General features: G+C 73.3%; 21 protein-coding genes. 8 read left to right on the plus strand and 13 right to left on the minus strand.

Going from position 1 to position 25,499, the window contains the following annotated elements:
- Positions 1 to 363: 363 nt before the first annotated feature.
- Positions 364 to 1,320 carry a DMT family transporter gene (locus ACF1BN_RS35940; protein ID WP_392335860.1) on the minus strand — a complete coding sequence of 319 codons (957 nt, stop codon included), beginning with the start codon at positions 1,318 to 1,320 and terminating at the stop codon, positions 364 to 366.
- Between the two features lie 188 nt (positions 1,321 to 1,508).
- On the opposite strand from ACF1BN_RS35940, the gene ACF1BN_RS35945 reads away from it, so the two are divergent.
- Positions 1,509 to 2,411: a LysR family transcriptional regulator gene (locus ACF1BN_RS35945; protein ID WP_392335861.1), complete on the plus strand. Its 903-nt coding sequence runs from the start codon at positions 1,509 to 1,511 to the stop codon at positions 2,409 to 2,411.
- Positions 2,412 to 2,503: 92 nt separating this feature from the next.
- Here ACF1BN_RS35945 and ACF1BN_RS35950 read toward each other — a convergent pair whose 3' ends face one another.
- Positions 2,504 to 5,278 (minus strand): FAD-binding and (Fe-S)-binding domain-containing protein, encoded by a 2,775-nt coding sequence (locus tag ACF1BN_RS35950; RefSeq protein WP_392335807.1) that lies wholly within the window; start codon positions 5,276 to 5,278, stop codon positions 2,504 to 2,506.
- Between the two features lie 51 nt (positions 5,279 to 5,329).
- Between ACF1BN_RS35950 and serC the strand changes: the two genes are divergently transcribed.
- Positions 5,330 to 6,448, plus strand: a complete 1,119-nt coding sequence (gene serC / locus ACF1BN_RS35955; RefSeq protein WP_392335808.1) for a phosphoserine transaminase — start codon at positions 5,330 to 5,332, stop codon at positions 6,446 to 6,448.
- A 79-nt stretch (positions 6,449 to 6,527) separates the two neighbouring features.
- Here serC and ACF1BN_RS35960 read toward each other — a convergent pair whose 3' ends face one another.
- Positions 6,528 to 7,355, minus strand: coding sequence for an ABC transporter permease (locus ACF1BN_RS35960; RefSeq protein WP_392335809.1), 828 nt, complete (start codon positions 7,353 to 7,355; stop codon positions 6,528 to 6,530).
- On the minus strand, positions 7,352 to 8,389 hold the full coding sequence (locus ACF1BN_RS35965) for an ATP-binding cassette domain-containing protein (protein WP_392335810.1): 1,038 nt from the start codon (positions 8,387 to 8,389) through the stop codon (positions 7,352 to 7,354). The genes ACF1BN_RS35960 and ACF1BN_RS35965 overlap by 4 nt, the downstream gene beginning before the upstream one ends.
- A gap of 144 nt (positions 8,390 to 8,533) precedes the next feature.
- Between ACF1BN_RS35965 and ACF1BN_RS35970 the strand changes: the two genes are divergently transcribed.
- Positions 8,534 to 9,283 (plus strand): TetR/AcrR family transcriptional regulator, encoded by a 750-nt coding sequence (locus ACF1BN_RS35970; protein WP_392335811.1) that lies wholly within the window; start codon positions 8,534 to 8,536, stop codon positions 9,281 to 9,283.
- Here the strand turns inward: ACF1BN_RS35970 and ACF1BN_RS35975 are convergent.
- A complete protein-coding gene (locus tag ACF1BN_RS35975) occupies positions 9,258 to 10,256 on the minus strand; it encodes a WD40 repeat domain-containing protein (protein WP_392335812.1) in 999 nt (332 codons plus the stop codon). The two genes, ACF1BN_RS35970 and ACF1BN_RS35975, sit on opposite strands and share 26 nt — an antisense overlap.
- Positions 10,257 to 10,490: 234 nt before the next feature.
- Between ACF1BN_RS35975 and ACF1BN_RS35980 the strand changes: the two genes are divergently transcribed.
- Positions 10,491 to 11,189, plus strand: a complete 699-nt coding sequence (locus tag ACF1BN_RS35980) for a GDSL-type esterase/lipase family protein (RefSeq protein ID WP_392335813.1) — start codon at positions 10,491 to 10,493, stop codon at positions 11,187 to 11,189.
- Between the two features lie 41 nt (positions 11,190 to 11,230).
- Here the strand turns inward: ACF1BN_RS35980 and ACF1BN_RS35985 are convergent, their stop codons facing one another.
- Complete coding sequence (locus ACF1BN_RS35985) at positions 11,231 to 12,220, minus strand: aldo/keto reductase (RefSeq protein ID WP_392335814.1); 990 nt, start codon at positions 12,218 to 12,220, stop codon at positions 11,231 to 11,233.
- Positions 12,221 to 12,372: 152 nt separating this feature from the next.
- Positions 12,373 to 12,966 (minus strand): RNA 2',3'-cyclic phosphodiesterase, encoded by a 594-nt coding sequence (thpR, locus tag ACF1BN_RS35990; protein WP_392335815.1) that lies wholly within the window; start codon positions 12,964 to 12,966, stop codon positions 12,373 to 12,375.
- A 34-nt stretch (positions 12,967 to 13,000) separates the two neighbouring features.
- Between thpR and ACF1BN_RS35995 the strand changes: the two genes are divergently transcribed.
- The gene (locus ACF1BN_RS35995) at positions 13,001 to 13,516 is read left to right on the plus strand and encodes a GNAT family N-acetyltransferase (RefSeq protein ID WP_392335816.1); all 516 of its coding nucleotides are present in this window, start codon (positions 13,001 to 13,003) and stop codon (positions 13,514 to 13,516) included.
- 45 nt (positions 13,517 to 13,561) lie between these two features.
- On the opposite strand, the gene ACF1BN_RS36000 is transcribed toward ACF1BN_RS35995, so the two are convergent.
- The 3 genes from ACF1BN_RS36000 to ACF1BN_RS36010 form a co-directional block, all read right to left on the minus strand.
- Positions 13,562 to 14,065 carry a lamin tail domain-containing protein gene (locus tag ACF1BN_RS36000; RefSeq protein WP_392335817.1) on the minus strand — a complete coding sequence of 168 codons (504 nt, stop codon included), beginning with the start codon at positions 14,063 to 14,065 and terminating at the stop codon, positions 13,562 to 13,564.
- Positions 14,066 to 14,276: 211 nt separating this feature from the next.
- Positions 14,277 to 15,623 carry an MFS transporter gene (locus tag ACF1BN_RS36005; RefSeq protein ID WP_392335818.1) on the minus strand — a complete coding sequence of 449 codons (1,347 nt, stop codon included), beginning with the start codon at positions 15,621 to 15,623 and terminating at the stop codon, positions 14,277 to 14,279.
- Between the two features lie 27 nt (positions 15,624 to 15,650).
- Entirely contained in the window at positions 15,651 to 16,094 is a 444-nt protein-coding gene (locus ACF1BN_RS36010; protein ID WP_189974474.1) for a MarR family winged helix-turn-helix transcriptional regulator, read from the minus strand.
- A 253-nt stretch (positions 16,095 to 16,347) separates the two neighbouring features.
- Between ACF1BN_RS36010 and ACF1BN_RS36015 the strand changes: the two genes are divergently transcribed.
- Positions 16,348 to 16,593 carry a hypothetical protein gene (locus ACF1BN_RS36015; RefSeq protein ID WP_376595788.1) on the plus strand — a complete coding sequence of 82 codons (246 nt, stop codon included), beginning with the start codon at positions 16,348 to 16,350 and terminating at the stop codon, positions 16,591 to 16,593.
- Here the strand turns inward: ACF1BN_RS36015 and ACF1BN_RS36020 are convergent.
- On the minus strand, positions 16,563 to 18,014 hold the full coding sequence (locus ACF1BN_RS36020) for an NCS2 family permease (RefSeq protein ID WP_392335819.1): 1,452 nt from the start codon (positions 18,012 to 18,014) through the stop codon (positions 16,563 to 16,565). The genes ACF1BN_RS36015 and ACF1BN_RS36020 overlap by 31 nt on opposite strands.
- A 180-nt stretch (positions 18,015 to 18,194) precedes the next feature.
- On the opposite strand from ACF1BN_RS36020, the gene ACF1BN_RS36025 reads away from it, so the two are divergent.
- Positions 18,195 to 18,470: a DUF2530 domain-containing protein gene (locus tag ACF1BN_RS36025; protein ID WP_376595786.1), complete on the plus strand. Its 276-nt coding sequence runs from the start codon at positions 18,195 to 18,197 to the stop codon at positions 18,468 to 18,470.
- Positions 18,471 to 18,558: 88 nt separating this feature from the next.
- Positions 18,559 to 20,982, plus strand: a complete 2,424-nt coding sequence (locus ACF1BN_RS36030) for an HAD-IC family P-type ATPase (RefSeq protein WP_392335820.1) — start codon at positions 18,559 to 18,561, stop codon at positions 20,980 to 20,982.
- 18 nt (positions 20,983 to 21,000) lie between these two features.
- Here ACF1BN_RS36030 and ACF1BN_RS36035 read toward each other — a convergent pair whose 3' ends face one another.
- Positions 21,001 to 24,135, minus strand: coding sequence for a sacsin N-terminal ATP-binding-like domain-containing protein (locus tag ACF1BN_RS36035; RefSeq protein WP_392335821.1), 3,135 nt, complete (start codon positions 24,133 to 24,135; stop codon positions 21,001 to 21,003).
- A gap of 152 nt (positions 24,136 to 24,287) precedes the next feature.
- Complete coding sequence (locus ACF1BN_RS36040) at positions 24,288 to 25,223, minus strand: DUF3027 domain-containing protein (RefSeq protein WP_392335822.1); 936 nt, start codon at positions 25,221 to 25,223, stop codon at positions 24,288 to 24,290.
- Positions 25,224 to 25,499: the final 276 nt, after the last annotated feature.

Genomic DNA, 25,499 nt, shown 5'->3' on the forward strand with positions numbered 1-25,499 from the left:
AGCGGAGGCTCCCGGCGGGGACGGACACGAGGGCGGTGATCGGGGCGGCGGTGGCGAAGGTCTGCATGATGACTGCTCCTGCGGGCTCGTTGTCGCTCTTGCTCCGTCGGCGTTTCCGACATGAGAAAAGCTACGTTGCTTTCCAAGACTCGACAAGTCACTCGTTGCACTGGAAAAGCATTGATGCAGCTCAGAGTGCATATTTTATTGCAATGAAATCAACATTGACGCAACGACATATGCCCGGGCATTGCAATGAGGCGGGAGTGAACGCTCCGCGGCCCCCGCCCCCGGGCCGAAGAAACACGTCGGCCGGCACCCGGAGCGATCCGGGTGCCGGCCGAGGGGGAAGGCGGGACGGGGTTACGCGACGGCCGCCGCCTGCGTCCGCACCGCCCCGACGCTCGCCGCGATGACGAGGGCGATCGCGAGGCCGTCCGTCAGGGCGAGCGCCTGGTGCAGGACGAAGAAGCCCGCGGCGGCCGCGATGGCGGGCTCCAGGCTCATCAGGACGGCGAAGGTCGGGGCGGGCAGCCGGCGCAGGGCGAGCAGTTCGAGGGTGTACGGCAGCACCGAGGAGAGCAGGGCGATGCCGAGGCCCAGCGCGATCGTCGTCGGTACGAGCAGCGCGTCGCCCGCCTCCGCGATGCCGAACGGCAGGCTGAGCACCGCGCCGAACGCCATGGCGAGGGCCAGGCCGTCGGCCTGCGGGAAGCGGCGGCCGGTGCGGGCGCTGAAGACGATATACGCCGCCCACATGGCGCCCGCCGCGAGCGCGAAGCCCGCGCCGAGCGGGTCGAGGCGGTCGAAGCCCCCGCCGCCGAGCAGGGCGACGCCGCCGAGCGCGAGGCCGGCCCAGAGGAGGTTGACGAGCCTGCGGGAGGCGACGACGGAGAGGATCAGCGGCCCGAGCACCTCCAGGGTGACGGCGGCACCGAGCGGGATCCGGTCGACGGACTGATAGAAGAGCATGTTCATGCCCGCCATGGCGACGCCGAAGGCGACGACCGTGCCCCAGTCGGCGCGGCTGTATCCGCGCACCTTGGGCCGGCAGACCAGCAGCAGCACGAGCGCGGCGAGCACGAGCCGCAGCGTGACGACGCCGAGCGCGCCGGCCCGGGGCATCAGCAGGACGGCGATGGCCGAGCCGAACTGCACGGAGAGCCCGCCGGCGACGACGAGCGCGACGGGCCCGAAGCGGGTGGAGCGGGCGGCGGCCGGGGCGGGGGAAGCGGCCGAGGCGGTCGAAACCGCACCCCCTGAAGCCGCACCCGCCGAGGCCGCGGCCGGTCCCGTCACCTCCGGAGCCGTCACCGTCATCGCGGTCACCGCCGTCACCGCGCCCGCCGCCTGGCTGTCCACGCCCACCACCACTCCTCTCCGGCCCTCACCGGAACCGGCCACGCAAGTTCACTCCATTAAACTCTCAGTCCAGAGTAGTGCACTCCCCCGCCACCCTGACGACCGAATTCCGCTTCCACGCTACGGAGTCGGGCGCGGCGACGGAAATGCCGATCGGCCTGCGGTTATGCTCCAGAGGCATGACCGTGAGCATCGAGTTGCGTCACCTGCGCTGCTTCCTCGCCATCGCCGAGGAGAAGAACCTCACCCGGGCCGCCGCCCGCCTCCATCTGACGCAGCCCGCCGTCTCCCGCACCCTCGCCGCCCTCGAACGGCACCTCGGCGCACGCCTGGTCGACCGCTCCACCCACCACCTCGCCCTCACCGCCGAGGGCCGCGCCTTCCGCGAACGGGCCGCCGCCGCCCTCGCCGCCTTCGACGCGGCCGTCGACCCCGCCCGGCTGCGCAGCCGCCCGCTCCGCCTCGGCCACGCCTGGTCCGCCTTCGGCCCGTACACGACGCCGCTGCTGCGGCGCTGGCAGCGCGAACACCCCGAGACCCCGCTCGAACTCCTCCGCGTCGACGACCGCACCGCCGGCCTCGCCCGCGGTCAGGTCGACGCGGCGCTGCTGCGCGGGGCCGTCGACGCGCCCGGTCTGGTCACCGCCGAGCTGACCACGGAACCCAGGGTCGCGGCCCTGCCCTCCGACAGCCCGCTCGCGGACCGCCCGGGCGAGCTCACCCTCCTCGACCTCGCGGACCAGACGGTCGTCCTCAACACCGTCTCCGGCGCGACCGCCCTCACCCTGTGGCCGCTGCCCGCCCGCCCCACCCGCACGCTCACCGTCGCCAACACCGACGACTGGCTCACCGCCATCGCCGCCGCGCGGGGTGTCGGCGTCTCCTCCGCGTCGACGGCCGCGCTCCACCCCCACCCGGGTGTCACCTACCGCCCGCTGCCGGACGCCCCGCCCCTCCCCGTCCTCCTCGCCTGGCGCGACGCGTTCCCGCACCCGGCCACCGAGGCCCTGGTGGCGATGGCCCGCGAGATCGTCAGTGGGGCCGGGTAGCGCCCGAGCCCCTCCCCCCGAACCTGCCACGCGCCCGAACCCGTCCCCCGAACCCGCCCGCGCCCGTGCACCTCAGCCCCCGCCCGTGCACCTCAGCCCGCGCCCGGGGCGCCCGCGCCGCGCTCGACCGCCTCCGCCAGGACCTCCGCGAGGTGCCGGCCCTTCCGGGCCGTCAGGTGGGCGATCTGGGTGCGGCAGGAGAAGCCGTCGGCCAGGAGCTCCGCGTGCGGCGCGGCCGTGCGGAGGGCCGGGAGGAGCTGGTCCTCCGCACAGGCCAGGGAGACCTCCTCGTGGCCGGGTTCGAAGCCGAAGTTGCCCGCCAGGCCGCAGCAGCCGCCCGCCAGATCGCCCGTCAGGCCGGCCCGGGCGCGGAGGCGGCGGTCCGCCGCGTCGCCCAGGACGGCGTGCTGGTGGCAGTGGGTCTGGCCCGCCACCTCGCGGTCGACGCGCGGCGGGTCCCAGTCGGGGGCCAGCCGCTCCAGCGCCTCGGCGAAGGTGAGGACCCGGGCCGCGAGGCGGGCCGCCCTCGGGTCGTCGGGGAGCAGTTCGGGCAGGTCGGTGCGGAGCGCCGCCGCGCAGGAGGGTTCGAGGACGACCACGGGGCCGGGCTCCTCCCCCGCTCCCTCCCCCATCACGTCCAGCGTCCGGGCCATGACCCGCCGGGCCGCGCCCAGGCGGCCCGTCGACACGTACGTGAGGCCGCAGCAGACCCTGCCCGGTGGCAGGGTCACGCCCAGGCCCGCCGCCTCCAGGACCCGGACCGCCGCGCGGCCCGCTTCCGGGGCGAGGTGGTCCGTGAAGGTGTCGGGCCACAGCGTGAGGTCCGGGGGGCGGACCGATCCGCGGTCGGCGAACCAGTCGCCGAAGGTGCGGGGGGCCACCGTCGGCAGCGGGCGGGTGTCCGTGACGCCGGCGAGGCGGGCCGCGAGGGGGAGGCGGGTCATCGTGTTGAGCGTGCTGCCGAAGAGGTCGAGCCAGCGCGGGAGTCCGCCCATCGTCCAGTGCGCGCGCGGGCGGCGCAGGAGGCCGGTGGGGCCGGCGTAGTGGCGGTCGAGGAACTCCGCCTTGTAGGCGGCCATGTCGATGCCCACCGGGCAGTCGCTGCGGCAGCCCTTGCAGGAGAGGCAGAGGTCGAGCGCCTCGCGGACCTCCTCGGAGCGCCGGCCGCCGGTGACGATCTCGCCGAGCGCCATCTCGTGGAGGAGGCGGGCCCGGCCGCGGGTGGAGTGCTTCTCCTCGCCCGTCGCGCGGAACGACGGGCACATCACCGAGTCGCCCGTACTCGGGCCCGCCACGCGGCACTTGGCGACGCCGACGCACCGCGCGGCCTCCCTGCCGACCCCCACCAGCGGCAGGCCCTCGAAGCGGAGGCCAGAGTCGAGGGGGTCCGGCCGGACGAGGATCCCCGGGTTGAGTCCGCCGTCCGGGTCCCACAGGTCCTTCACGGCGCCGAAGAGGGCGACCAGTTCGTCCCCGTACATCCTCGGCAGGAGTTCCGCCCGCGCCTGTCCGTCGCCGTGCTCGCCGGAGAGGGAGCCGTCGTGGGCCACGACGAGGTCGGCCACGGCCTCGGAGAAGCGGCGGAAGTCGCGGACGCCCTTCCCCGTCCACAGGTCGAAGTCGATGCGGACGTGGACGCAGCCGTCGCCGAAGTGGCCGTACGGGGTCCCCCGCAGCCCGTGCTCGGCGAGCAGCGCGCGGAAGTCCCGCAGGTACGCGCCGAGCCGGGCCGGCGGCACCGCGCAGTCCTCCCACCCGGGCCAGGCGTCCCCGCCTCCGGGCATCCGGGTGGCCGTGCCGGCGGCGTCCTCCCGGATCCGCCACAGCGCGCGCTGCCCGGCCGGGTCGCGGACGACGGCGGCGTCGACGGCGTCGGCCGCCCGTACGAGCGCGCGGGCCGCCGCCTCCCCGTCGACCTCGCAGAAGAGCCACGCCCCGCCCCGGGGCAGGCCGGTGGCCCCGCCGACGAGGTCCGCCGCCATGCCCTCGACGGTGAGCGGTCCGAGCGGGAGGAGTCCGGCCGCCGCGTCGGCGGCGGCGGTCTCGTCGGCGTACCCGAGGACGACGAGCACCGGCGCGGCGGGCAGCGGGACGAGCCGTACGGTCGCCTCCGTGACGACGCCCAGCGTGCCCTCGGCGCCGACGAAGGAGCGGACGACGTCCGTGCCCCGCTCGGGGAGCAGGGCGTCGAGGGCGTAGCCGGAGATGCGGCGGGGCAGGCCGGCGGGGTAGCCGGTGCGGAGGAGGGCGAGGTGGCGGCCGACGAGGTCGAGGAGTCCCGCGGGGGCTCCCCGCCCGTCGCTCCCGAGCGTCAACCGCTCGCCCCGGTAGGTCACCACATCCAGGGAGAGCACGTTGTCGGCGGTCGTGCCCCAGGCGACCGAGTGGGCGCCGCAGGCGTTGTTGCCGATCATGCCGCCGAGGGTGCAGCGGCTGTGGGTGGAGGGGTCGGGGCCGAAGGTGAGGCCGTACGGGCGGACGGCCTCCCGCAGCCGGCCGAGGACGAGACCGGGTCGGACGACGGCGGTGCGGGCCTCCGGGTCGACGGAGACGAGGCCGTGGAGGTGGCGTGTGAGGTCGAGCACGACGCCGGTGCCGGTGGCCTGGCCGCCGATGGAGGTGCCGGCGCCGCGCGGGACGACGGGGACGCCGCGGGCGCGGCAGACCGCCAGGGCGGCGGCGACGTCGTCGGCGTCGCGGGGGGCGACCGTTCCGGCAGGTACGCGGCGGTAGTTGGAGGCGTCCATGGTGACGAGCGCCCGGGCGGCGGCGGTGAAGTCGACCTCCCCGGCGACGGCGGCACGCAGGTCGGCGGCGAGTCCTTCGTCTGTTCCCACCACGCAAGCATGTCTCGTCGTTCGTCTCATCGGGCGGACATCCGGCGACCGGCGCCTTCCCGAACCGATACTCTCCGGCTCGTGGCCGATATCCAGATTCCCGCTGACATCAAGCCCGCAGACGGCCGTTTCGGCGCGGGCCCCTCCAAGGTGCGGACGGAGGCGCTGGACGCCCTGGCCGCCACCGGCACCTCTCTCCTGGGCACCTCCCACCGCCAGGCTCCGGTCAAGAACCTGGTCGGCGAGGTCCGTGCCGGCATCTCCGACCTCTTCTCGCTGCCCGAGGGCTACGAGGTGATCCTGGGCAACGGCGGTTCGACCGCCTTCTGGGACGTCGCGACCCACGGTCTGATCGAGAACAAGTCCCAGCACCTCTCCTTCGGCGAGTTCTCCTCCAAGTTCGCGAAGGCCTCGAAGCTGGCCCCCTGGCTGGCCGAGCCGACCGTGATCTCCTCCGACCCGGGCACCCACCCGGAGCCGGTGGCCGAGGCGGGCGTGGACGTCTACGCCTACACGCACAACGAGACCTCGACCGGTGTCGCCGCCCCGCTGAAGCGGGTCGCGGGCGCCGACGAGGGTGCGCTCGTCCTGGTCGACGCGACTTCGGGCGCGGGCGGTCTGCCGGTGGACATCACCGAGACGGACGTCTACTACTTCGCTCCGCAGAAGTCCTTCGCGGCCGACGGCGGCCTGTGGCTGGCGGCGTTCTCGCCGGCGGCGCTGGAGCGGGCCGCGCGCGTGCACGCGTCCGGGCGCCACGTCCCGGAGTTCTTCTCGCTGCCGACGGCGATCGACAACTCGCTGAAGAACCAGACGTACAACACCCCGGCGCTGTCGACCCTCTTCCTGCTGAACGAGCAGCTGAAGTGGATCAACGGCCAGGGCGGTCTGGACTGGGCCGTGGCCCGGACGAAGGAGTCCTCGGACGCGCTGTACACGTGGGCCGAGGAGTCCAAGTACGCGACGCCGTTCGTGGCGGACGCGGCGAAGCGCTCGCAGGTCATCGGCACGATCGACTTCGCGGACGAGATCGACGCGGCGGCGGTGGCGAAGGTGCTGCGCGCGAACGGGATCGTGGACACGGAGCCGTACCGCAAGCTGGGCCGCAACCAGCTGCGGATCGCGATGTTCCCGGCGGTCGACCCGACGGACGTGCGGGCGCTGACGGCCTGCATCGACCACGTGATCGAGAAGCTCTGACCCCAGGGCGCGCCTTCGGGTGTACGGAAGGGCCCGCACCGGTCGTGACCGGTGCGGGCCCTTCCGCGTGTGCGGGGTGTCAGCGGCTGAGGCGCTGGAAGCGGCGGACCGCGAGCGGCAGGAAGACCGCGGTGAGCACCAGCGGCCAGACGACGGCCATGAGCACGGCGTTCTGCTCGACCCAGGTGGCGCCGCCGGCGCCGGGGTTGCCGAAGAGTTCGCGGGTGGCGGCGACCGTGGAGGAGATGGGGTTCCACGCGGCCACGGGTGCCAGCCAGTCCGGCATGAGCGAGGGCGCCACGTACACGCTGGAGATCATGGTGACGGGGAAGATCACCGCGTAGAGCGCGCCGGCCGACTCGGCGTTGGGGACGACGAGTCCGCACCACACGCCGACCCAGATGAGGCTGAAGCGCAGGAGCAGGAGGAGGCCGAAGCCGAAGAGGGTGCCGGCGACGCCTCCGTCGGAGCTCCAGCCGATGGCGAGGGCGGTGGCGGTGAGGATGGCGAGTTCGGCGGAGGCGACGATCAGGTCGGAGAGGCCGCGGCCGGTGGTGACGGCCGAGGGGGCCATCGGCATGGAGCGGAACCGGTCCATGACGCCCTTGGCGGAGTCGTTGACGACGGCGGTGGCGGTGTTCATGAGGCCGAAGGTCATCGTCATGGCGAACATGCCGGGCATGAGGAAGTCCTTGTAGTCCCCGCCGCCGGGGACGCGCATGGCGCTGCCGAAGACGAAGCCGTAGAGCAGGACGGAGACGATGGGGAAGCCGAGCTGCCAGAGGATGGCGACGGGCTGGCTGCGGTAGTTGAGCAGGGTGCGGCGGACGAGGGTGAGGCAGTCGGTGACCGCCCAGTGGGCGCGGCCGCGGGACGGGGACGTGAGGCCGGGGGTCGCGGTGGTCATGCGGCGACGGCTCCTTCGGTGCTGTGGTCGCTCTGTTCGCTCCGGTCGGCGTCCTTGCCGGTGTGACCGGTCAGGGTCAGGAAGACGTCGTCGAGGCTGGGGCGGCGCAGGCCGATGTCCTCGACGGGGATCCGCTCGTCCTGGAGGGCGCGGGCGGTCTCGGTGAGGGCGGCGACGCGGTCGCTGACGGGGGCGTGGACACGCCGTCCGGCCTCGTCGGCGGTCGGTTCGGCGGAGGACACCCGGGCGAGGATCTTGCGGGCGGCGTCGAGGTCGGCGGGTTCGGCGACGACGACCTCGACGCGGTCGCCGCCGACGCGGTTCTTGAGGCCGTCGGGGGTGTCGTCGGCGATGGCGCGGCCCCGGTCCATGACGGTGATGCGGGCGGCGAGCCGGTCCGCCTCCTCCAGGTACTGGGTGGTGAGGAGGACGGTGGTGCCCTCCGCGACGAGGGCCCGCACGGCGTCCCAGACCTCGCCCCGGCTGCGCGGGTCGAGCCCGGTGGTGGGCTCGTCGAGGAAGAGGACCTCGGGGGCGAGGATCAGGGAGGCCGCCAGGTCGAGGCGGCGGCGCATGCCTCCGCTGTACTGGCCGGCGCCCTTGTCGGCGGCGTCGGCGAGGCCGAAGCGGTCGAGGAGTTCGCCGGCGCGGCTGCGGGCGCGGCGGGGGTCGAGGTGGAAGAGCCGGCCGAAGAGTTCGAGGTTCTGGCGGCCGGTGAGGTTCTCGTCGACGGCGGCGTACTGGCCGGCCAGGCCGATCCGGGCGCGGACGGCGCGGGCGTCGCGAGCCACGTCGAGCCCGGCGACCTCGGCGCGGCCGCCGTCGGCCTTGAGGAGGGTGGCGAGGATGCGGACGGCGGTGGTCTTGCCGGCGCCGTTGGGTCCGAGGAGGCCGTGGACGGTGCCGCGGCGGACGGTGAGGTCGAAGCCGTCGAGCGCGTACGGCTCCGGGGCGGCGGATCCCTTGCGGGAGCCGGCGCCCTTGGCCTTGTACCGCTTGCGCAGGCCCTCGGCGAGGACCGGGTGTTCGTACATGACTGCCTCCACTCGCACGCGCTGGACGGCTCGCCCGGCGGCGCCGGACAGGCCCCGCACCGGCACCTGTCCCGGCACCGGAAAGCGAACTGAGTACACCGTACCCCATTACGGGTACGGTGTACTCAGTTTTAAAGTGAGGGTATGACGGACCAGACGAGCAGCAGCCTCGAACTCCTGTGGGGCACGGGCGGACGCCCCAGCCGGGGCCCCAAACGGGGCCTCGACCTCGACCGGATCGTCGGGACGGCGGTCGCGCTCGCGGACGCGGAGGGGCTGGACGCCGTGTCGATGCGGAGGGTCTCGGCCGAGCTCGGCGTGGGGACGATGTCGCTGTACCGGTACGTCCCCGGCAAGAACGAACTGCTCGACCTGATGCTCGACCGGGTGCGGGGCGAGGAGCTGCCGGACGGGCCCGTGGAACCGCCCGCGCACTGGCGCGAGGCCGTCGAGGCGCTGGCCCGCGGCCACCTCTCCCTCTACCGGGCGCACCCCTGGCTGCTCAAGGTCAACGAGGCCCGCTCCCTGCTCGGCCCGAACACCCTGCGCAGCTTCGACCTCTGCCTGGCCGGGCTCACCGGACCGCACGGCATGGGACTGAGCGACCCCGAGACGGTGTCCGCCATCGTCACCGTGCAGAGCTTCGTCGCCGGCATCGCGCGGATGGAGCTCCAGACCACGGAGGCGGCGAAGGAGACCGGCGTCAGCGACGACGAGTTCTGGCGCGCCCAGACGCCCTACCTGGAACGGGCCATGGCCAGCGGCGACTACCCGGTCGTCGCCGGCCTCGCCGACGACACCTTCACCCGCGAGATCGACCAGTTCGCCTTCGGTCTGGAGCGGATCCTGGACGGCTTCGAGGTGCTGGTCAGCCGCGCCGCAGCAGGCGCTTGATCCCGAGGACGAGGACGGTGCCGCCGGCCAGCACGAGGAACCCCGTGGTCGCACTGCCCCGGGGCTCGCCGTCGGCGGGCGCGGGGCTCGGCGCGGCGGTGCCGGAACCGGGACCGGGGGTGGCCGGATCCGGCCCCTCGGCGCGGGGCGCGTCTGGGCGGTCCACCCGCACCACCCGGCTCCCCTGCCCCTCGGAACCGAACATGAGACCCGAGCCGTCGAGGGTGTACGTGACCGACTCCGCCTGCCCCTGGAAGGGAGCACCCGGCGAACTGCCGTCGCCCTCGATCCGGCCGTCCCTCCAGTCGTACTCGCGGGCACTGAAATAGCTCCGCAGCAGGAGCTTCCCGCCGTCGGGCGAGAAGGCGCCGTCGGTCACCCAGGGCACCTCACCGACGCGCCGGAAGGTGTTGGTGCCGGAGGCCGAGAGGCGTTCGGGGCCGGCGTAGAGACCGCCCCCGTCCTCGTTCTTGCTGGCGATGTAGACCCGGCCGGTCTTCGGATGGACCATCAGCGCCTCGGCGTTGCGCGGGCCGTCGGCGTACTTCACCACGTACTGCCGCGCCCGGACCGTCTGGTCCTTCAGGGTCTTGGGCTCGGGGAAGCGGTAGATCCAGACGTGGTCCCAGGAGCCGTCGAGATTGTCGCCGATGTCGCCGACGTAGATGTCGCCGTCCGGGCCGACCGAGATCGCCTCCATGTCACGGGGGGTGCCGACGCCGGTCAGGGTCAGGGTCGCGACCGTCTTCCCGGTGCGGGAGTCGACGCCGAAGACGCGGGGCTCGTCCTGGTCGTTGTGCGTCCAGTAGATCCCGGGGTGGGCGCGACTGGCGGCGAGGCCGCTGGACTCGGTGATCCGGGCGTCCTCGATCGTGAAGTCCCGGTCCGGTTCCTGCCCTTCGGCGAAGGCAGGGCCGGCCGGGAGCAGCGCCAGGGCGGCGGCCGCGCCGAGGGCGCACAGAGCAGATCGCATGGGACCAAGCCTGCCACGGCACCGGGGGAACCCGCTTGACCTGCGCGAAGACCGCTGCCGTGATCCCGCCCGCGCCCTCCTTCCGCGCCCCCGACGGCACCCCGCTCGCCTCCCGCCCGTCCGGCTCCGGCGCTCCGCCGCGACGGTCGCGGACCTCCTGCGCCGAGGGCCGGCCGCCGGTGGGTGGCCGGGGTCACGTCGCCGGGGCGCGCGGGCGTCCGGAATGATGTGACCATGCGTTTTCTGTTCGTCGGCGACAGCATGACCATCGGACGCGCCGGCGACTGGACCTGGCGCTACCGCATGTGGCGGCACCTGGAGCGGGTGCTGCCCGGCGGGTACGAGATCGTCGGCCCCCGCGACGGCCTGTACGTGCCCGAGGGCGACCCGGACGATCCGGCGACGCGCGCCGATCCGCAGGCGTACGCCGACCCCGGCTTCCCCGCCGACGCGCGGCGACACCTCGCGGGATGGGGCGAGGGATGGCTGCACATGGCGCCGGCCGTCGGGGAGACCGTCGCCGCCACCCGCGCCGACGTGCTGCTGGTCTCGCTCGGCCTGATCGACCTCGGCTTCTACACCGACAGCGACCAGACCGAGGTGAACGTCCGGGCGTTCCTGACCGCCGCCCGGGCCGCCCGGCCGGGCGTCCGGGCGGTGCTGCTGCCGGTCATCCCCAACATCCGCGCCGGCTACGACGCCGCCTTCGCCGCCGAGTGCGCCCGCTTCAACGAACTCCTCGCGAAGGCCGTCGCCGACCTCGACGCACCGGACTCACCCCTCCTGCTCGCGACCGTCCCGGAGTCGTACGACCTCCGGGAGGACACCTACGACGGGACCCACCCGGGCCCGACCGGCGAGCACAAACTGGCCGCCGCCTTCGCCGACGCGATGCACCAGGCCTGGGGAATCGGCGGCCCGTACCGGCCCTAGGACGGCCGTGCCCGGGCACGGCCGCCCGATCCCCGCCGGACCTACCAGGCGAAGGCCTCCGGCGAGGGGCCCGGGCCCGGGAAGATCGCGTCCAGCTCCGCCAGGAGCTCGTCCGACAGCTCCAGCTCCAGGGCGCGCAGGGCGCCCTCCAGCTGCTCCGGAGTGCGCGGGCCGACGATCGGACCGGTCACGCCCGGACGGGTGAGCAGCCAGGCGAGACCCACCTCACCGGGGGCGAGTCCGTGCTTGTCGAGCAGGTCCTCGTACGCCTGGAACCGCGCCCGGTTCGCCGGGTCCGCGAGCGTCTCCGCCGCGCGCCCCGAGGTGCGCCGCCCGCCCTCGGTCGCCTTCCTCAGGACGCCGCCGAGCAGACCGCCGTGCAGCGGCGACCAGGGGATGACCCCCAGGCCGTACTCCCGCGCGGCCGGGATGACCTCCATCTCGGCACGGCGCTCGTAGAGGTTGTAGAGGCACTGCTCGCTGACCAGGCCGACCATGCCCCGGCGGGCCGCGGCCTCGTTGGCCTGGGCGATCTTGTAGCCGGGGAAGTTGGACGAGCCGGCGTAGAGGATCTTGCCCTGTCCGATCAGGACGTCGATGGCCTGCCACACCTCGTCGAAGGGGGTGGCGCGGTCGACGTGGTGGAACTGGTAGACGTCGATGTAGTCGGTGCCGAGCCGCTTCAGGCTGGCGTCGACGGCGCGGCGGATGTTGAGGGCGGAGATCTTGTCGTGGTTCGGCCACGCCTCTCCGTCGGCCCCCATGTTCCCGTACACCTTGGTGGCCAGGACGGTCCGGTCGCGACGGCCGTCGCCCTTCGCGAACCAGGAGCCGACGATCTCCTCGGTGCGGCCCTTGTTCTCACCCCAGCCGTAGACGTTGGCCGTGTCGAAGAAGTTCAGACCGGCGTCGAGCGCCGAGTCCATGATCGCGTGACTGGTGGCCTCGTCGGTCTGCGGGCCGAAGTTCATCGTGCCGAGGACGAGGCGGCTGACCTTGAGTCCGGTGCGTCCGAGCTGCGTGTACTCCATGGGCCACCAGCCAACTCCTTGGAGCGCGCTCGAAGCAAGGGGCTACCGCGCGCTCACAGGCCCGCCACGGAGGCCAGCGCGATGATCGCGAACATCAGCACGAGTACACCGGCCATGATCCGGTTACGAGTCTTCGGGTCCACCCCACGAGGTTAACCCGTGGCCTCCGCCGCGCCTCCTCCCCCCTCCAGGGGCCAGGCGTCCACCGTCTCGTACCGGGGCCGCTCGCCCGGCACCCCGGCCACCGGCAGGTTCGAGCGGACCAGGGCCAGCTCGCCGACCTGCCGGCGGGCGCCCTCGAAGCCGCCGAGGGCGTCCAGGAACGGGGTGAGCGGGACGCCTCCGTCACGGCTCCGGGCGAGGGTGAGGTGGGCCTGGTAGCGGCGGTGCTCCTCCATCGGGATCCCGGTCCTGCGGGCCGCCGCGTCGGCGCGCTCGGCGAGCAGCCGCATCGCGTCCAGGTCCCCGGCGGCGCCGGTCCACAGGGACCTGCGGCCGAAGTGCCCGCCGCCGTGCAGCCGGAGACCGAACGGCGGGGTGCGGTGGGCGGCCCGGGCCAGCCGGGTCCGGAGCTCGGGCAGCAGGGTGTCGTCGACCTCGCCCATGAAGGCGAGGGTGAAGTGCCACCCCGGGCGGGAGGTCCAGCGCAGCTCCCCGGCCCCCGGCAGGGCGTGCAGCCCGTCGACGACGGCGCCCAGCTCGGCGAGCGCCCCGGCGGGCGGCAGGACGGCGGCGAAAAGCCTCATGAGCGCCAGTCTGGCACCGGATAGCCTCGGCCGGATGAACTCCGAACCGATCACGATCAGGCGCGGGGGTCCGGCGGACCTGCCCGCCGTCCTCGCGATACTCGACAGCGCCGTCGTCTGGCTCAACGGAAAGGGGATCACCGCCCAGTGGGGCAGCGAGCCCTTCACCAGCCGCCCGAAGACGGTGGAGCACGTCGGGCGGGTCATGGGCGAGGGCACCCCGTGGATCGCCGAGGTGGACGGCGTCCCCGCCGGGACCCTCACCCTGACCCCGCACCCCGGGGCGTACGTCCCGCCGGCCGGTGAGCCGGAGCGGTACGTGCGCTACCTCGCCACCGACGGACGGTTCCACGGGCTGGGGGTCGGGGCGGCGCTGCTCGCCCACGCGGCGGAGGAGACCCGCCGCGAGGGCGTCTCGCTGCTCCGCGTGGACTGCTTCGCGGGCAGCGAGGGGCGGCTCGTGGCGTACTACGAGCGGCAGGGGTTCACCCGCACCGATCCGTTCACGGTCGAGGCGTGGCCGGGACAGGTCCTGGAGATGCGGGTGTGAGCGCCCTGGAGGCTCGACAGCGGCTCGATGGAACCCGACAGCGGCTCAGTGGAAGGTGATGTAGCCGTTGCCGTCGCGGTCGTTCGCGCGCTTGGTGTAGCTGTGCGTGTCCGCGGCGGCACCGCCCGGCTTGATCAGCTTGATCGTGTCCTTGTCGTTGTTCCAGATGAAGTTGCAGTTGTTGCGGTAGGCGACGTTGCCGCCGTCGGACTCTGTGCCCCTGCCGCCGCGCAGCTTCACGTGGTCGCCGGGCTCCAGGTAGTGGTTGGCGCGGAAGGTGTAGCTGTTGCCGACCGCGTCCTTGACGACGTACCCCTTGAGGTTCACCCGGCCGGAGCGGGCGAAGTTCTTGATCGTCAGGTACTCGGCCTTGGTGTTGCCGCTGGTGCAGCTGTTGCTGTCGCGGCCCGGGGCGTCGTACTGGACGCCGGCGATCTTCAGGGCCGAGGAGTACTCGGCGGCCTGGGCCGGGGTGGCGACGAGGGCGCCGGTCAGCGCGCCGGCGGCGAGGGCCGCGGCTATGGCGGGGCGGATGGAGCGGGTACGCAAAGGGAACCCCCCTGGTGGTGCCTGTGATTGACGGCTCAACATACACAGGATCGCCACATCTCGGTGACACAACGTTCATTTCCGGACGCGCCGGCGGACGAGTCGAGGGATCCACCGCGCGCGGGACCCCGGCCCGGAGCGGGGGCGGACGCGCCGGAGGGCGGGCGGGAACCGTCGGCTCCCGCCCGCCCTCCGGCGGAACGCTTCCCCGTCAGGCCGCCGCGACCAGCCGCTCCGGCGCGACGCGCGGGACGAACCGCAGGCTCGGGTGCCCGTGGCGCCAGCCCATCGCGAGCTTCAGGTTGCCGATCCTGGCCAGGACGAGGCCGATCACGGCCGCCGCGGCGAGCGAGACGAGCCCGCCGGTCGCGAAGCCGACGCGGGCCCCGTACGTGTCGGTGACCCAGCCGAGCAGTGGCGCGCCGATCGGCGTGCCGCCGGCGAAGACCATCATGTACAGGCTCATCACGCGCCCCCGCATGATCGGGTCGGTCGCCATCTGGACGGCCGAGTTGGCGGTGATGTTCACCGTGAGGCCGATCATGCCGATCGGCACGAGCAGCAGCGCGAACAGCCAGAACGACGGCGAGAGGGCCGCCGCGATCTCCAGGACGCCGAAGACGCCCGCGGCGATCACCAGCATCCGCAGCCGGGTCGAGCCGCGGCGGGCCGCGAGCAGGGCTCCCGCGAGGGAGCCGGCCGCCATCAGCGTGTTGAGGAAGCCGTAGGTGCCGGCGCCGACGTGGAAGACCTCCTCGGAGAAGGCGGTCAGCCAGATCGGGAAGTTGAACCCGAAGGTGCCGATGAAGCCGACCAGGGCGATCGGCCAGATCAGGTCCGGCCGCCCCGCCACGTACCGCAGGCCCTCCCGGAGCTGGCCCTTGCCGCGCGGGGCGCGCTCCACCTTGTGGAGCTCGCTCGTGCGCATCAGCCAGAGGGCGGTCAGCGGGGCGAGGAAGGACAGGCCGTTGATGAGGAAGGCCCAGCCGCTGCCGACCCCGGCGATCAGCACGCCGGCGACGGCGGGGCCGACGAGCCGGGCGGACTGGAAGTTGGCCGAGTTCAGCGAGACGGCGTTGCGGAGCCGGTCGGGGCCGACCAGCTCGGAGACGAAGGACTGCCGGGCCGGGTTGTCGACGACCGTCACCATGCCGAGGAGGAAGGCGATCAGGTACACGTGCCAGACCTGCACGTGCCCGGAGAGGGTGAGCGCGGCGAGAGCGAGTCCGCACAGGCCGAGCGCGGCCTGGCTGACGAGGAGCAGGTTGCGTTTCGGGTAGCGGTCGGCGATCACTCCGCCGTACAGGCCGAAGAGCAGCATCGGCAGGAACTGCAGGGCCGTCGTGATGCCGACGGCCGCGGCCGAGCCGGTGAGGCTCAGGACCAGCCAGTCCTGGGTGATCCGGGCCATCCACGTACCGGTGTTGGAGACGATGGCTCCGGTGAAGAACAGCCGGTAGTTGCGGATCGAGAGCGAGGAGAAGGTTTCCCCCCGTCCACGGGTCTTGAGGGTGGGTTCATGGACGGGTGCGGAGTCTGCTCCGGGTCCCGTGCTCACAGGTGCGTCGCCTCCTTGGCGCTCGGTTCACAGATGGGCGAGCTTCTCCAGGACGGGAGCGGCCGCGCGCAGTACAGCCCACTCGTCCTCGTCCAGGCCCTCGGCGAGGGAGGCCAGCCAGGCGTTCCGCTTGCGGCGGGCGTCCTCGAGCATGACCTCGGCCCGCTCGGTCTGGCTGACCACCTTCTGCCGGCGGTCGTCGGGGTGCGGCTCCAGCCGGACCAGTCCCTTGGCTTCGAGCAGGGCGACGATGCGGGTCATCGACGGCGGCTGGACGTGCTCCTTGCGGGCCAGCTCACCGGGGGTGGCGGAGCCGCAGAGGGCCAGGGTGCCGAGCACCGACATCTCGGTCGGGCTCAGCGACTCGTCGACGCGCTGGTGCTTGAGGCGCCGGCTCAGCCGCATGACGGACGAGCGGATCGCGTTCACGGCCGCGGCGTCGTCGGCGGTGCCGTGGGACAGGTCAGGCATGTAGTTAGCCTAACTCATTACTCTCTCTAAAGACCAACTGGTTTCCCGTGTGTCGCACGGATCACGCCACCCCCGGGCGCGGACCCGCGCCTCCGGGGGCCACGGCACAGCACCGCAAGGTCACGGCTCGGCACCGCAAGGTCACGGCTCGACATCGCCAGGTCACGGCTCGGCATCCATGTATCACCCAAATGAGTGAGTCGGATCCGGAAAGTGACGCAAAGAGGCCCGGCCGACCCCGACCCTGAACGGCATGGGATCGACAGTGCTCAGCCTGCGCATCGACAGTGAGCTGCTCGACCGGCTCAAGGGTCACGCCGCCAAAAGAGGAATGAGCGTCCAGGACTATGTCGTCCGGACGCTCGTTCGGGAGGACTTCGACGAGCGGTTCACGACCGCCGTCGAGGAGACGGAGAAGTTCTACGGGGCGGAGCCGGAGCCTCCCGGCACCGGCGCCGCCCCGCTCGATCAGGTCAGGCCGAGCGCCGGCATCGCGTAGTAGAAGACGAAGATCGCCGACACGACGTACATGGCCACCGGGACCTCGCGGCCCCGGCCGGCCGCCAGACGCAGCACGCTGAAGCTGATGAAGCCGATGCCGATGCCGTTCGTGATGGAGTACGTGAACGGCATCATCAGCATGGCCAGGAAGGCCGGCACCGCGATGGTGTAGTCGCTCCAGTCGATGTCCTTGATCGACCCGGCCAGGATCAGGAAGCCCACCGCGAGCAGCGCGGGGGTGGCCGCCTGCGACGGCACCATGGTCGCGAGCGGCGTCAGGAAGAGCGCCACCGAGAACAGACCGCCGGTGACGACCGAGGCGAGGCCGGTACGGGCGCCCTCGCCGACGCCCGCCGTGGATTCCACGAAGCAGGTGGTGGCCGACGAGGAGGTCGCGCCGCCGGAGGCGACGGCGAGGCCGTCGACGAGCAGGACCTTGTTGATGCCCGGGAAGTTGCCGTCCTTGTCGATCAGCTTGGCCTCGTCGCCGACGCCCAGGATCGTGCCCATGGCGTCGAAGAAGCAGGACAGCAGGACGGTGAAGACGAAGAGGACGCCGGTCAGGTAGCCGACCTTCTCGAAGCCGCCGAGGAGGCTGACCTCGCCGACCAGGCCGAAGTCGGGCGAGGCGACCGGGTTGCCGGGCCACTCCGGGGTGGTGAGGCCCCAGGACGGGACGGTGGCGACCGCGTTGATCACCATGGCGACGATGGTCATGACGACGATCGAGATGAGGATCGCGCCCGGCACCTTGCGGATGATCAGGGCGAGGGTGAGCAGGGTGCCCAGGATGAAGACGAGCACCGGCCAGCCGTTGAGGTGCCCGTCGGAGCCGAGCTGGAGCGGGACGGTGGTGTGGGCGGCGTCGGGGATGCGGGAGACGAAGCCCGAGTCGACGAGGCCGATCAGCATGATGAAGAGGCCGATGCCGATCGCGATGCCCTTGCGCAGGCCGACCGGGACGGCGTTCATGACCCGCTCGCGCAGGCCGGTCGCGACCAGCAGCATGACGACGATGCCGGCGAGGACGACCATGCCCATGGCGTCCGGCCAGGACATCCTCGGCGCGAGCTGGAGGGCGACGACCGTGTTCACGCCGAGGCCGGCGGCGAGCGCGATCGGCACGTTGCCGATGACGCCCATGAGGAGGGTCGAGAAGGCCGCCGTCAGGACGGTGGCGGTGACGAGCTGGCCGCCGTCGAGCTGGTGCCCGTACATGTCCTTGGCGCTGCCGAGGATGATCGGGTTCAGCACGATGATGTAGGCCATCGCGAAGAAGGTGGCGAAACCGCCGCGGACCTCGCGGGCGACGGTGGAACCGCGCTCGGAGATCCGGAAGTAGCGGTCGAGGGCCGAACCGGTTGCCTGAGGCTCCTTCGGCTCGGGGGAGGGGGCCTTGGCGGCGGCCGTGCTGCTCATGGAGTGGGTTCCTCTTCGGGAAAGTCCTGAAGTCCTTTTTGGCGGTTCATACGAAGGAAACCCGCCATAGGCAAACCGTTTCAGTATGAACACATGAACGAGGGCGAGTCCATCTCCGCGCGTAGATCCCTGTACGGCCGTCCTTGGGAGGCGCCCGCACCGGACGCCTAGACTGGGCCCATGGCGAAGTGGACACCGAAGCACGAGGCACCGGAGCCCCTGGAGGGGCCTGTCGTCGGCACGATCACCGGCGGAACGATCCTCTGGTTCGCCCTCTTCCTCGTCCAGCTCCCCTTCTACGGCTGGTTCGACGACCGGGACCTCACCTGGTGGGTGTGGACCTGCCTGGCCGGCGGCGGCCTCGGCCTGATCGGCATCTGGTACGTGCGCAAGCGCGACGCGGCGATCAAGCGGCACCTCGCGGCGCGGGAGACGGACGGGGCACCCGCCGCGTAGCACCACAGGACGATTCCGCTCCTCCCGCGGTCGGATCTTGCCGCTTCTCGGCAGGTGAACGGTCGATTCCGGTCGTACCGTCGGAACCATGACTCAGCGGGCGAAGATCGACACGGGCGGCGGCGGCAACCGGGACACCCCGGCGGAGGCCGCCGAACCTCCCGTCGTCCACCGGCCCGCCGGGCTCACCGCCGCCGAGGTCGCCGAACGCGTCGCCCGCGGCGAGGTCAACGACGTCCCCGTCCGCAGCTCCCGCTCCACCACCGACATCGTCCGGGCCAACGTCTTCACCCGCTTCAACGCGATCATCGGCGTCCTCTGGATCATCATGCTGATCGTCGCCCCGATCCAGGACAGCCTCTTCGGCTTCGTGATCGTCGCCAACACCGGCATCGGCATCATCCAGGAACTCCGCGCCAAGAAGACCCTCGACGGCCTCGCCGTCATCGGCGAGGCGAAACCCACCGTCCGCCGCAACGGGCGCGCCGCCGAGATCTCCACCTCCGAGATCGTCCTCGGCGACCTCATCGAACTCGGCCCCGGCGACAAGGTCGTCGTCGACGGCGTCGTCGCCGAGGCCGACAGCATGGAGATCGACGAGTCGCTCCTCACCGGCGAGGCCGACCCCGTCGTCAAACGCCCCGGCGACCCCGTCATGTCCGGCTCCTTCGTCGTCGCCGGCGGCGGCGCCTTCACCGCCACCAAGGTCGGCCGGGAGGCGTACGCGGCGCAGCTCGCCGAGGAGGCGTCCCGCTTCACGCTCGTCCACTCCGAGCTGCGCTCCGGCATCTCCACGATCCTCAAGTACGTGACGTGGATGATGGTCCCGACCGCGATCGGCCTGATCATCAGCCAGCTCGTCGTCAAGGACAACGACCTCAAGAACTCCATCGCCCGGACCGTCGGCGGCATCGTCCCGATGATCCCCGAGGGCCTCGTCCTGCTCACCTCGGTCGCCTTCGCGATCGGCGTCATCCGTCTCGGCCGGAAACAGTGCCTCGTGCAGGAGCTGCCCGCGATCGAGGGCCTGGCCCGGGTCGACGTCGTCTGCCTCGACAAGACCGGCACCCTCACCGAGGGCGGCATGGACGTCACCGAGGTCCGCCTCCTGAACGGCTCGGACGAGGCGTACGTGCACAAGGTGCTCGGCGCCCTCGGCGAGTCCGACCCGCGCCCCAACGCCTCCCTCCAGGCCATCATCGCCGCCTACCCCGACGCCGAGGAGTGGCGCTGCACCGAGTCCCTTCCCTTCTCCTCCGCCCGCAAGTACAGCGGCGCCGCGTTCAGCGAGGGCGACGGCGAGGACTCCACCTGGCTGCTCGGCGCCCCCGACGTCCTCCTCCCGGCGGGCGACCCGTCCCTCGCCGAGGTCGACCACCTCAACGAGCAGGGCCTGCGGGTCCTCCTGCTCGCCCGCACCGCCCGCGAGCTCGACTCCCCCGACGTGGCGAAGGACGCCCGGCCCACCGCGCTCGTCGTCCTCGAACAGCGGCTGCGGCCCGACGCCGCCGACACCCTCGCCTACTTCGCCGACCAGGACGTCGCCGCCAAGGTCATCTCCGGCGACAACGCCGTCTCCGTCGGCGCGGTCGCCGGCAAGCTCGGCCTGCCCGGCGCCGCGAACACCGTCGACGCCCGGACGCTGCCGTCCGACACGGAGGAGATGGCGAAGGTCCTCGACGAGAACGCCGTCTTCGGCCGGGTCACCCCGCAGCAGAAGCGGGACATGGTCGCGGCGCTCCAGTCCCACGGGCACACGGTCGCCATGACCGGCGACGGCGTCAACGACGTCCTCGCGCTCAAGGACGCCGACATCGGCGTCTCCATGGGATCGGGATCGGAGGCGACCCGGGCCGTCGCCCAGATCGTCCTCCTCAACAACTCCTTCGCGACCCTGCCGTCGGTGGTCGCCGAGGGCCGCCGGGTCATCGGCAACATCACCCGGGTGGCGACCCTCTTCCTCACGAAGACGGTCTACTCGGTCCTGCTGGCGATCCTCGTGGTGGTCTCCCAGATCGAGTACCCCTTCCTCCCGAGGCACCTGACCCTGCTCTCCACCCTGACGATCGGCGTCCCGGCCTTCTTCCTCGCGCTCGCCCCCAACAAGGAACGCGCCAAGCCGCACTTCGTCCGGCGGGTCATGCGGTACGCGATCCCCGGCGGCGTCGTCGCCGCCGCGGCCACCTTCACCACGTACCTCCTCGCCCGCCACCACTACACCGGCGCGGACGCCCTCGGCGCCGAGACCAGCGCCGCGACCCTCACCCTCTTCCTCGTCTCCATGTGGGTCCTCGCGATCATCGCCCGCCCCTACACGCTGTGGCGCCTCGCCCTGGTCGCCGCCATGGGAGGCGCCTTCCTCCTGGTCCTCGTCGTCCCCTGGCTCCAGGACTTCTTCGCCCTCAAGCTCGTCGGCACCACGATGCCGTGGGCCGCCGTCGCCGTCGCGGCGGCGGGCGCGGCGGTCCTGGAGGTCAGCTGGCGCTGGGTGGACCGCCGCTTCCCGGCGTGACGCCGCCCGCGGGCCGCGTCAGTCGAACCAGCGGTCGCGGGCCAGTTCGGCGGTACGGGTGGGGTCCTCCAGGAGGGCGGCCACCTCGAAGCGGCGGGGCCACTGGGCGGTGGCCCAGGCGAGGGCGGCGGCCACGCCCTCCAGGGTGGCGGCGTGGAGGGTGCCGTCGGGGGCGCGGCGCCAGTCCAGCTCGGTGCCGCCCGCGCGGAGCTCCTCGTGTTCGAGGTAGGTGGCCGGGGTGGACGGGCCGAGGAGGGCGTGGACGGCGGCGGGGACCTCGTGCTCCTCGCCGTCCGAGGTGACCTCCGCCTCCACTGCCTCGCTCAGGCGGCGGACCTGGAGGAGGTCCGCCAGGTCGGCCGCCCGGGACGGGGAGACCGGGAGGAGCGGGACGCCCGCCGTGAGCGGGAGGAGGTCCGGGGCGTCGGCCACCAGCGCCTCCGCCGCGTCGACCACCACCAGCTCGCCGTCGACCACCGCGCGCAGCTCGTCCGGGAGGGTCACCTGATCCGGGTCGAGGTCCGCCAGGGCCGTGTAGAGGGCGTGCAGCTGGGCGCCGGTCACCGGCCGGTCCGGGTCCGCGAGGCGGGTCAGGAGCTCCGCCGCGCCGCCCGGCTCGTCGAGGAGCGCCGCGACCGACGTACGGACGCCGAGGGCGCGCAGGACCTGCTCGTCCTCGAAGCCGGTCGCGTCGGCGGGGTCGTACAGGCCCACGAGGAGCGGGTCCCCGCCGGCCGCGCGGAGACCGGCGGGACGGCGGCCGCCGATGACCGGGTGGTCGCGCAGCCACCACGCCGTGTAGGAACGGACCGTCTCGGTCGTGCCGTCCGGGAGGAGGACCCGTACGGGCTGGGTCAGGGCGTCCCGGAGCGGCGGCAGCGCCAGCAGCGCCAGCGCCCGCGGCCAGGCGTCGTCGTCGACCAGGTCCAGGTCCCGCACCGCCACGATCTCGGTCGCCACCGGCGGCACCACGGCCTCCGGCAGCCGGTCCAGGACGTCCTCGCACCACACGTCGACCGCGTCCAGCAGCCCCGCGTCGTCCGGCTCCGGGTAGTCGCCCTCACGGGGCTCCAGGTCGTCCGGGTCGAGCACCAGATCGGCGGCGCGGACCAGCGCGAAGTTCGCCAGGACGCCGCAGGCCGCGAGCGGGGCCTCGCCCCAGCGGTCGGCCAGTTCGGCGTCCACGTGGGCCAGTTCGCCCTCCCGCATCACCGCGTCGAAGGCCGAGCCCGGCAGCACGAGCTCCCCCGCCGGGGCGAGCTCGCCGTCCTCGTCGGGGAGGGCCAGCGCGGCGAGCCACGGCTCGTCACCGGGCTCCAGGCCCGCGTCCCGCACGAGTCCGAGCACCGTCTCCACGAGGTCGTCCGGCGCCGGTGCCTCCTCGTCCAGGCTCCAGAACTCGTCCGCGTCGAGGGAGGCCGCGACCGCCCCCCGGATCTGCGGGGTCGTCAGGACGGCCCGGGGCGTGGCCGGGAGCGCGCCCAGCTTCTCCAGGAGCGGGTGCGCCGCCTCCGGATGCGCCACCTTCAGCCCCAGGCGGGACAGCTCCGCCGGGGTGCCGTCCTGCGGCAGGAGGACCTGCCGGGGGCCGATCGCCGTCCGCCCCGAGTCCAGCGGCACCGGCAGGCCGGTGAGCCGGTCCGGGTCCACCCCGGCGAGGGAGTCGTACAGCCGCCGCCACCAGCCCGGCGCCCGCTCCACGCCCGCCAGCCGGTCCACCGCCTCCGTCAGCGGCACCCGGCCCACGCCCAGCGTCCGCAGCTCGGGGCGGCGCTCAAGACCCGCCGGGAGCAGGCCGGGGAACACCTCGGCGAGGACCGCGACCGTCTCCGCGCCCGCGCCCTCGACGACCTCGGCCTCGATCGGGCGGAGCGCCGGCACGTCCTCCGAGGCGACCGCCGGGGCGAGGAACGCGACCCGCGGCAGCCGGTCGAGGATCGCCTCGCGCAGCGCCCCGTCGAGCGGCCCCTTGCCGAGCGGACCCGGTACGAGGTCGAGCGCGCCGCTCGTCACCGGCCGCCAGTCGGCGAGGAGTTCGGTGTAGGCCTCGGCCGCCCGCTGCACCAGGAAGTCCGTCAGCGGACCCGGCGCCGGGTGCCGGCGGGTCGGGTCCAGCGGCAGGGAGGCGATCAGCAGGGCGGGGATGCCGAGCGGTTCGTCGGTGGGCGTCGGCGCGTGCACGACCGGCGCGGTGCGCGGGTAGCGGGGGGCGCCGGTGCCGTCCACGGGCACGGCCCAGGTGACCGACCAGTGCGGGCGCAGCCGCTCCTCGACCGGGCGGTCCGCGAGCAGGTCCGCTTCGAGAGGACCCGTACGGGTGACGGTCCGCCAGCGGTTCGGCGCCTCGGCGGCGGAGTCCGCGACGTGGACGTACCCGTCCGCCTCGGAACGGGTCAGGGTGCGGACCCCCTCCGGCGTCTCCACGACGATCTCGGCGAGACCCGGAAGGGTGAGCAGCAACGCGTCGTCGACGGAGGCGAGGAGCCGCTCGGCGAGGCCGTGCGCGGCCGCGTCGCGGAGCGGGAGGACGACGACCGTGTCGTAGCCGTCGGGCGCGGTGCCCTCGGCGGGCAGCGGCAGCCTCAGGAGGGGTACGTGGCCGTCCCTGCGGCGCAGTTCGTCGCCGAGGCCCGGGCTGTGCCGGGCCACGTCCGCGGCGAGTTCGCGGGCCTCCGCGAGGGACCAGCGGACACCGCCGTGCCGGCCGAGGACGGCGGGCTCGTCGGAGACGGCGAGGACGGCGGCGAAACCGACGCCGAACCGGCCCACGGACGTCGTGGTGTCCTGCTCGGTCCGCTTGGCGGAGGCGCGCAGCGTGGACAGCGACTCGACGCCCGTCGCGTCCAGCGGGGCACCGGTGTTGGCGGCGGCCAGCACGGCGGGGCTGTCCGCGTCCGCGGGGTGCAGGGTGAGGCGCAGCCGGCCGGTGGCGCCGGCGCGGGCGGCGGCGTCGGCGGCGTTCTGCGCCAGCTCGACGACGAGGCGGTCGCGGTAGCCGCCGAGCGCCAGGTCCTCCTCGGCGTTCGCGTCCTCGCGGAAGCGGGCGGGGGAGGCGGCCCAGGAGTCCAGCACGCCTCTGCGGAGCCGCGCGGTGCCGAAGGGGTCGCTGCCGTCGGTCGTCGTCCGGACGGTGACGCTCACGTGAGACTCCACTCTGCTGGGCCGTTCCTTCGGTACCGCGCCGAAGTTACCGCGCCGCCGGGGCTCCGCCCCGACCCGCACCCAGGAAGGAGCCCACGCCCGCACCCGGCCGCGCCGCCCACGCCCCCCTGAGCGCCCTGCGGGCCCTGTGGGGCCCGCAGACCCTAGGAGTGGCCCAGGTCCTCCGAGGCCGCGTCGGGCTCCGTCACCGAGCCGGAGTCCGTCGGCGGGCGGAGGGGGAAGGGGTCGACGGCCGTCGAGTCGAGGACCGGCTCCGCGGGGCGGGGCGGGGTCGGCATGACGGCCGCCTCCGAGTGGCCGCCGCAGCCGTACGCGAGGGAGACCACGCGCCCGTCCGCCGGGGACAGTTCGTTGGCGCAGAGGCCGAAGGACTGGCCGAGGGAGCCGGCCAGGGGCACCAGGAAGGCGCAGGACTGGCAGGTGGCGGGGGCCGCCAGGGCCATGGGGGTGCGGGGGCCGAAGGACTCGTCCCAGCGGTCGGCGGCGATCCGGAGGCCGTACCGGGAGAGGACCCGGGCCCGGCCCATGCCGAGCTCGTCCGCGACCGACGCGATCGCGCCGCGCGTCGGCGCGCGGTCGGTGATCTCGGCGTCCTCCGCGTCGAGCTGGTCCTCCAGGTCGGAGGAGAGCGCGGAGTTCGGCGGCGGCGCGTCCTCGCCGGTGTAGCCGGGCTCCAGGCGCGGGTCGTCCTGCTCGGTGGGCAGGAGGTCGCCGGGGCCGAGGTCGCCGGGCCGCAGCCGCTCGCTCCACGGCACCCATTCGGGCGCGAGGAGGGCGTCGGAGCCGGGCAGCAGGACGGTTTCGTCAAGCGTGACGTTCTTGGCCCGGGAGGCGCGGGTGACGGTGACCGCCCAGCGCCAGCCGCGGTAGCCGGGCTCCTTGCACTCGAAGAAGTGCGTGACGACCCGGTCGCCCTCCGCGACGACGCCGGAGTGCTCGCCGACGACGCCGGGGGCGGCCGCCTCCTCGGCGGCCTCCCGGGCGAGGTCTACGGCCTCGGCGCAGAGGCGGTCGGGGGCCGGGGTACGCGTGGCTCGCGGGGTACGCGGGGTACGGTCTCGCGTCGTCGCAGCACTCACAGGTCTCGCTTCTCTCCTACGCCGTCTCACGGGTGCGCCGGCCGAGGTTCGGGAGCGAGGCTCCGGGGGCGGGGCGGGCGGAGCGGACCTGGGGGCCGCATCGACGTCCGCACCCGACCGGTCTCACACGTCTCGGGCGCACCTATCGTCATCCATTCTGCGGGATGCCGAAGGGGCGCGCGGCCGAAAGGAACCGCCGGTGGCGCGCTACGCACGCTACCCCGTTCGCGGGCCTGGGCCCACCTGCGCGCCCCAAGTGACCCGGATCGGGCCCCG

The organism is Streptomyces sp. NPDC014861, assembly GCF_043081625.1.
Lineage (GTDB): Bacteria > Actinomycetota > Actinomycetes > Streptomycetales > Streptomycetaceae > Streptomyces.

What these genes read in the sequence shown, in the direction of transcription:
- ACF1BN_RS35940 (WP_392335860.1), bottom strand. Translation starts at nt 1,320, where the DNA reads ATGACGGTGACGGCTCCGGAGGTGACGGGACCGGCCGCGGCCTCGGCG.
- ACF1BN_RS36025 (WP_376595786.1), top strand. Translation starts at nt 18,195, where the DNA reads ATGGCGAAGTGGACACCGAAGCACGAGGCACCGGAGCCCCTGGAGGGG.
- ACF1BN_RS35980 (WP_392335813.1), top strand. Translation starts at nt 10,491, where the DNA reads ATGCGTTTTCTGTTCGTCGGCGACAGCATGACCATCGGACGCGCCGGC.
- ACF1BN_RS36010 (WP_189974474.1), bottom strand. Translation starts at nt 16,094, where the DNA reads ATGCCTGACCTGTCCCACGGCACCGCCGACGACGCCGCGGCCGTGAAC.
- thpR (WP_392335815.1), bottom strand. Translation starts at nt 12,966, where the DNA reads ATGAGGCTTTTCGCCGCCGTCCTGCCGCCCGCCGGGGCGCTCGCCGAG.
- ACF1BN_RS35960 (WP_392335809.1), bottom strand. Translation starts at nt 7,355, where the DNA reads ATGACCACCGCGACCCCCGGCCTCACGTCCCCGTCCCGCGGCCGCGCC.
- ACF1BN_RS36030 (WP_392335820.1), top strand. Translation starts at nt 18,559, where the DNA reads ATGACTCAGCGGGCGAAGATCGACACGGGCGGCGGCGGCAACCGGGAC.
- ACF1BN_RS35970 (WP_392335811.1), top strand. Translation starts at nt 8,534, where the DNA reads ATGACGGACCAGACGAGCAGCAGCCTCGAACTCCTGTGGGGCACGGGC.
- ACF1BN_RS35975 (WP_392335812.1), bottom strand. Translation starts at nt 10,256, where the DNA reads ATGCGATCTGCTCTGTGCGCCCTCGGCGCGGCCGCCGCCCTGGCGCTG.
- ACF1BN_RS35945 (WP_392335861.1), top strand. Translation starts at nt 1,509, where the DNA reads ATGCCGATCGGCCTGCGGTTATGCTCCAGAGGCATGACCGTGAGCATC.
- ACF1BN_RS35965 (WP_392335810.1), bottom strand. Translation starts at nt 8,389, where the DNA reads ATGTACGAACACCCGGTCCTCGCCGAGGGCCTGCGCAAGCGGTACAAG.
- ACF1BN_RS36015 (WP_376595788.1), top strand. Translation starts at nt 16,348, where the DNA reads ATGGGATCGACAGTGCTCAGCCTGCGCATCGACAGTGAGCTGCTCGAC.
- ACF1BN_RS35995 (WP_392335816.1), top strand. Translation starts at nt 13,001, where the DNA reads ATGAACTCCGAACCGATCACGATCAGGCGCGGGGGTCCGGCGGACCTG.
- ACF1BN_RS36020 (WP_392335819.1), bottom strand. Translation starts at nt 18,014, where the DNA reads ATGAGCAGCACGGCCGCCGCCAAGGCCCCCTCCCCCGAGCCGAAGGAG.
- ACF1BN_RS35985 (WP_392335814.1), bottom strand. Translation starts at nt 12,220, where the DNA reads ATGGAGTACACGCAGCTCGGACGCACCGGACTCAAGGTCAGCCGCCTC.
- ACF1BN_RS35950 (WP_392335807.1), bottom strand. Translation starts at nt 5,278, where the DNA reads ATGAGACGAACGACGAGACATGCTTGCGTGGTGGGAACAGACGAAGGA.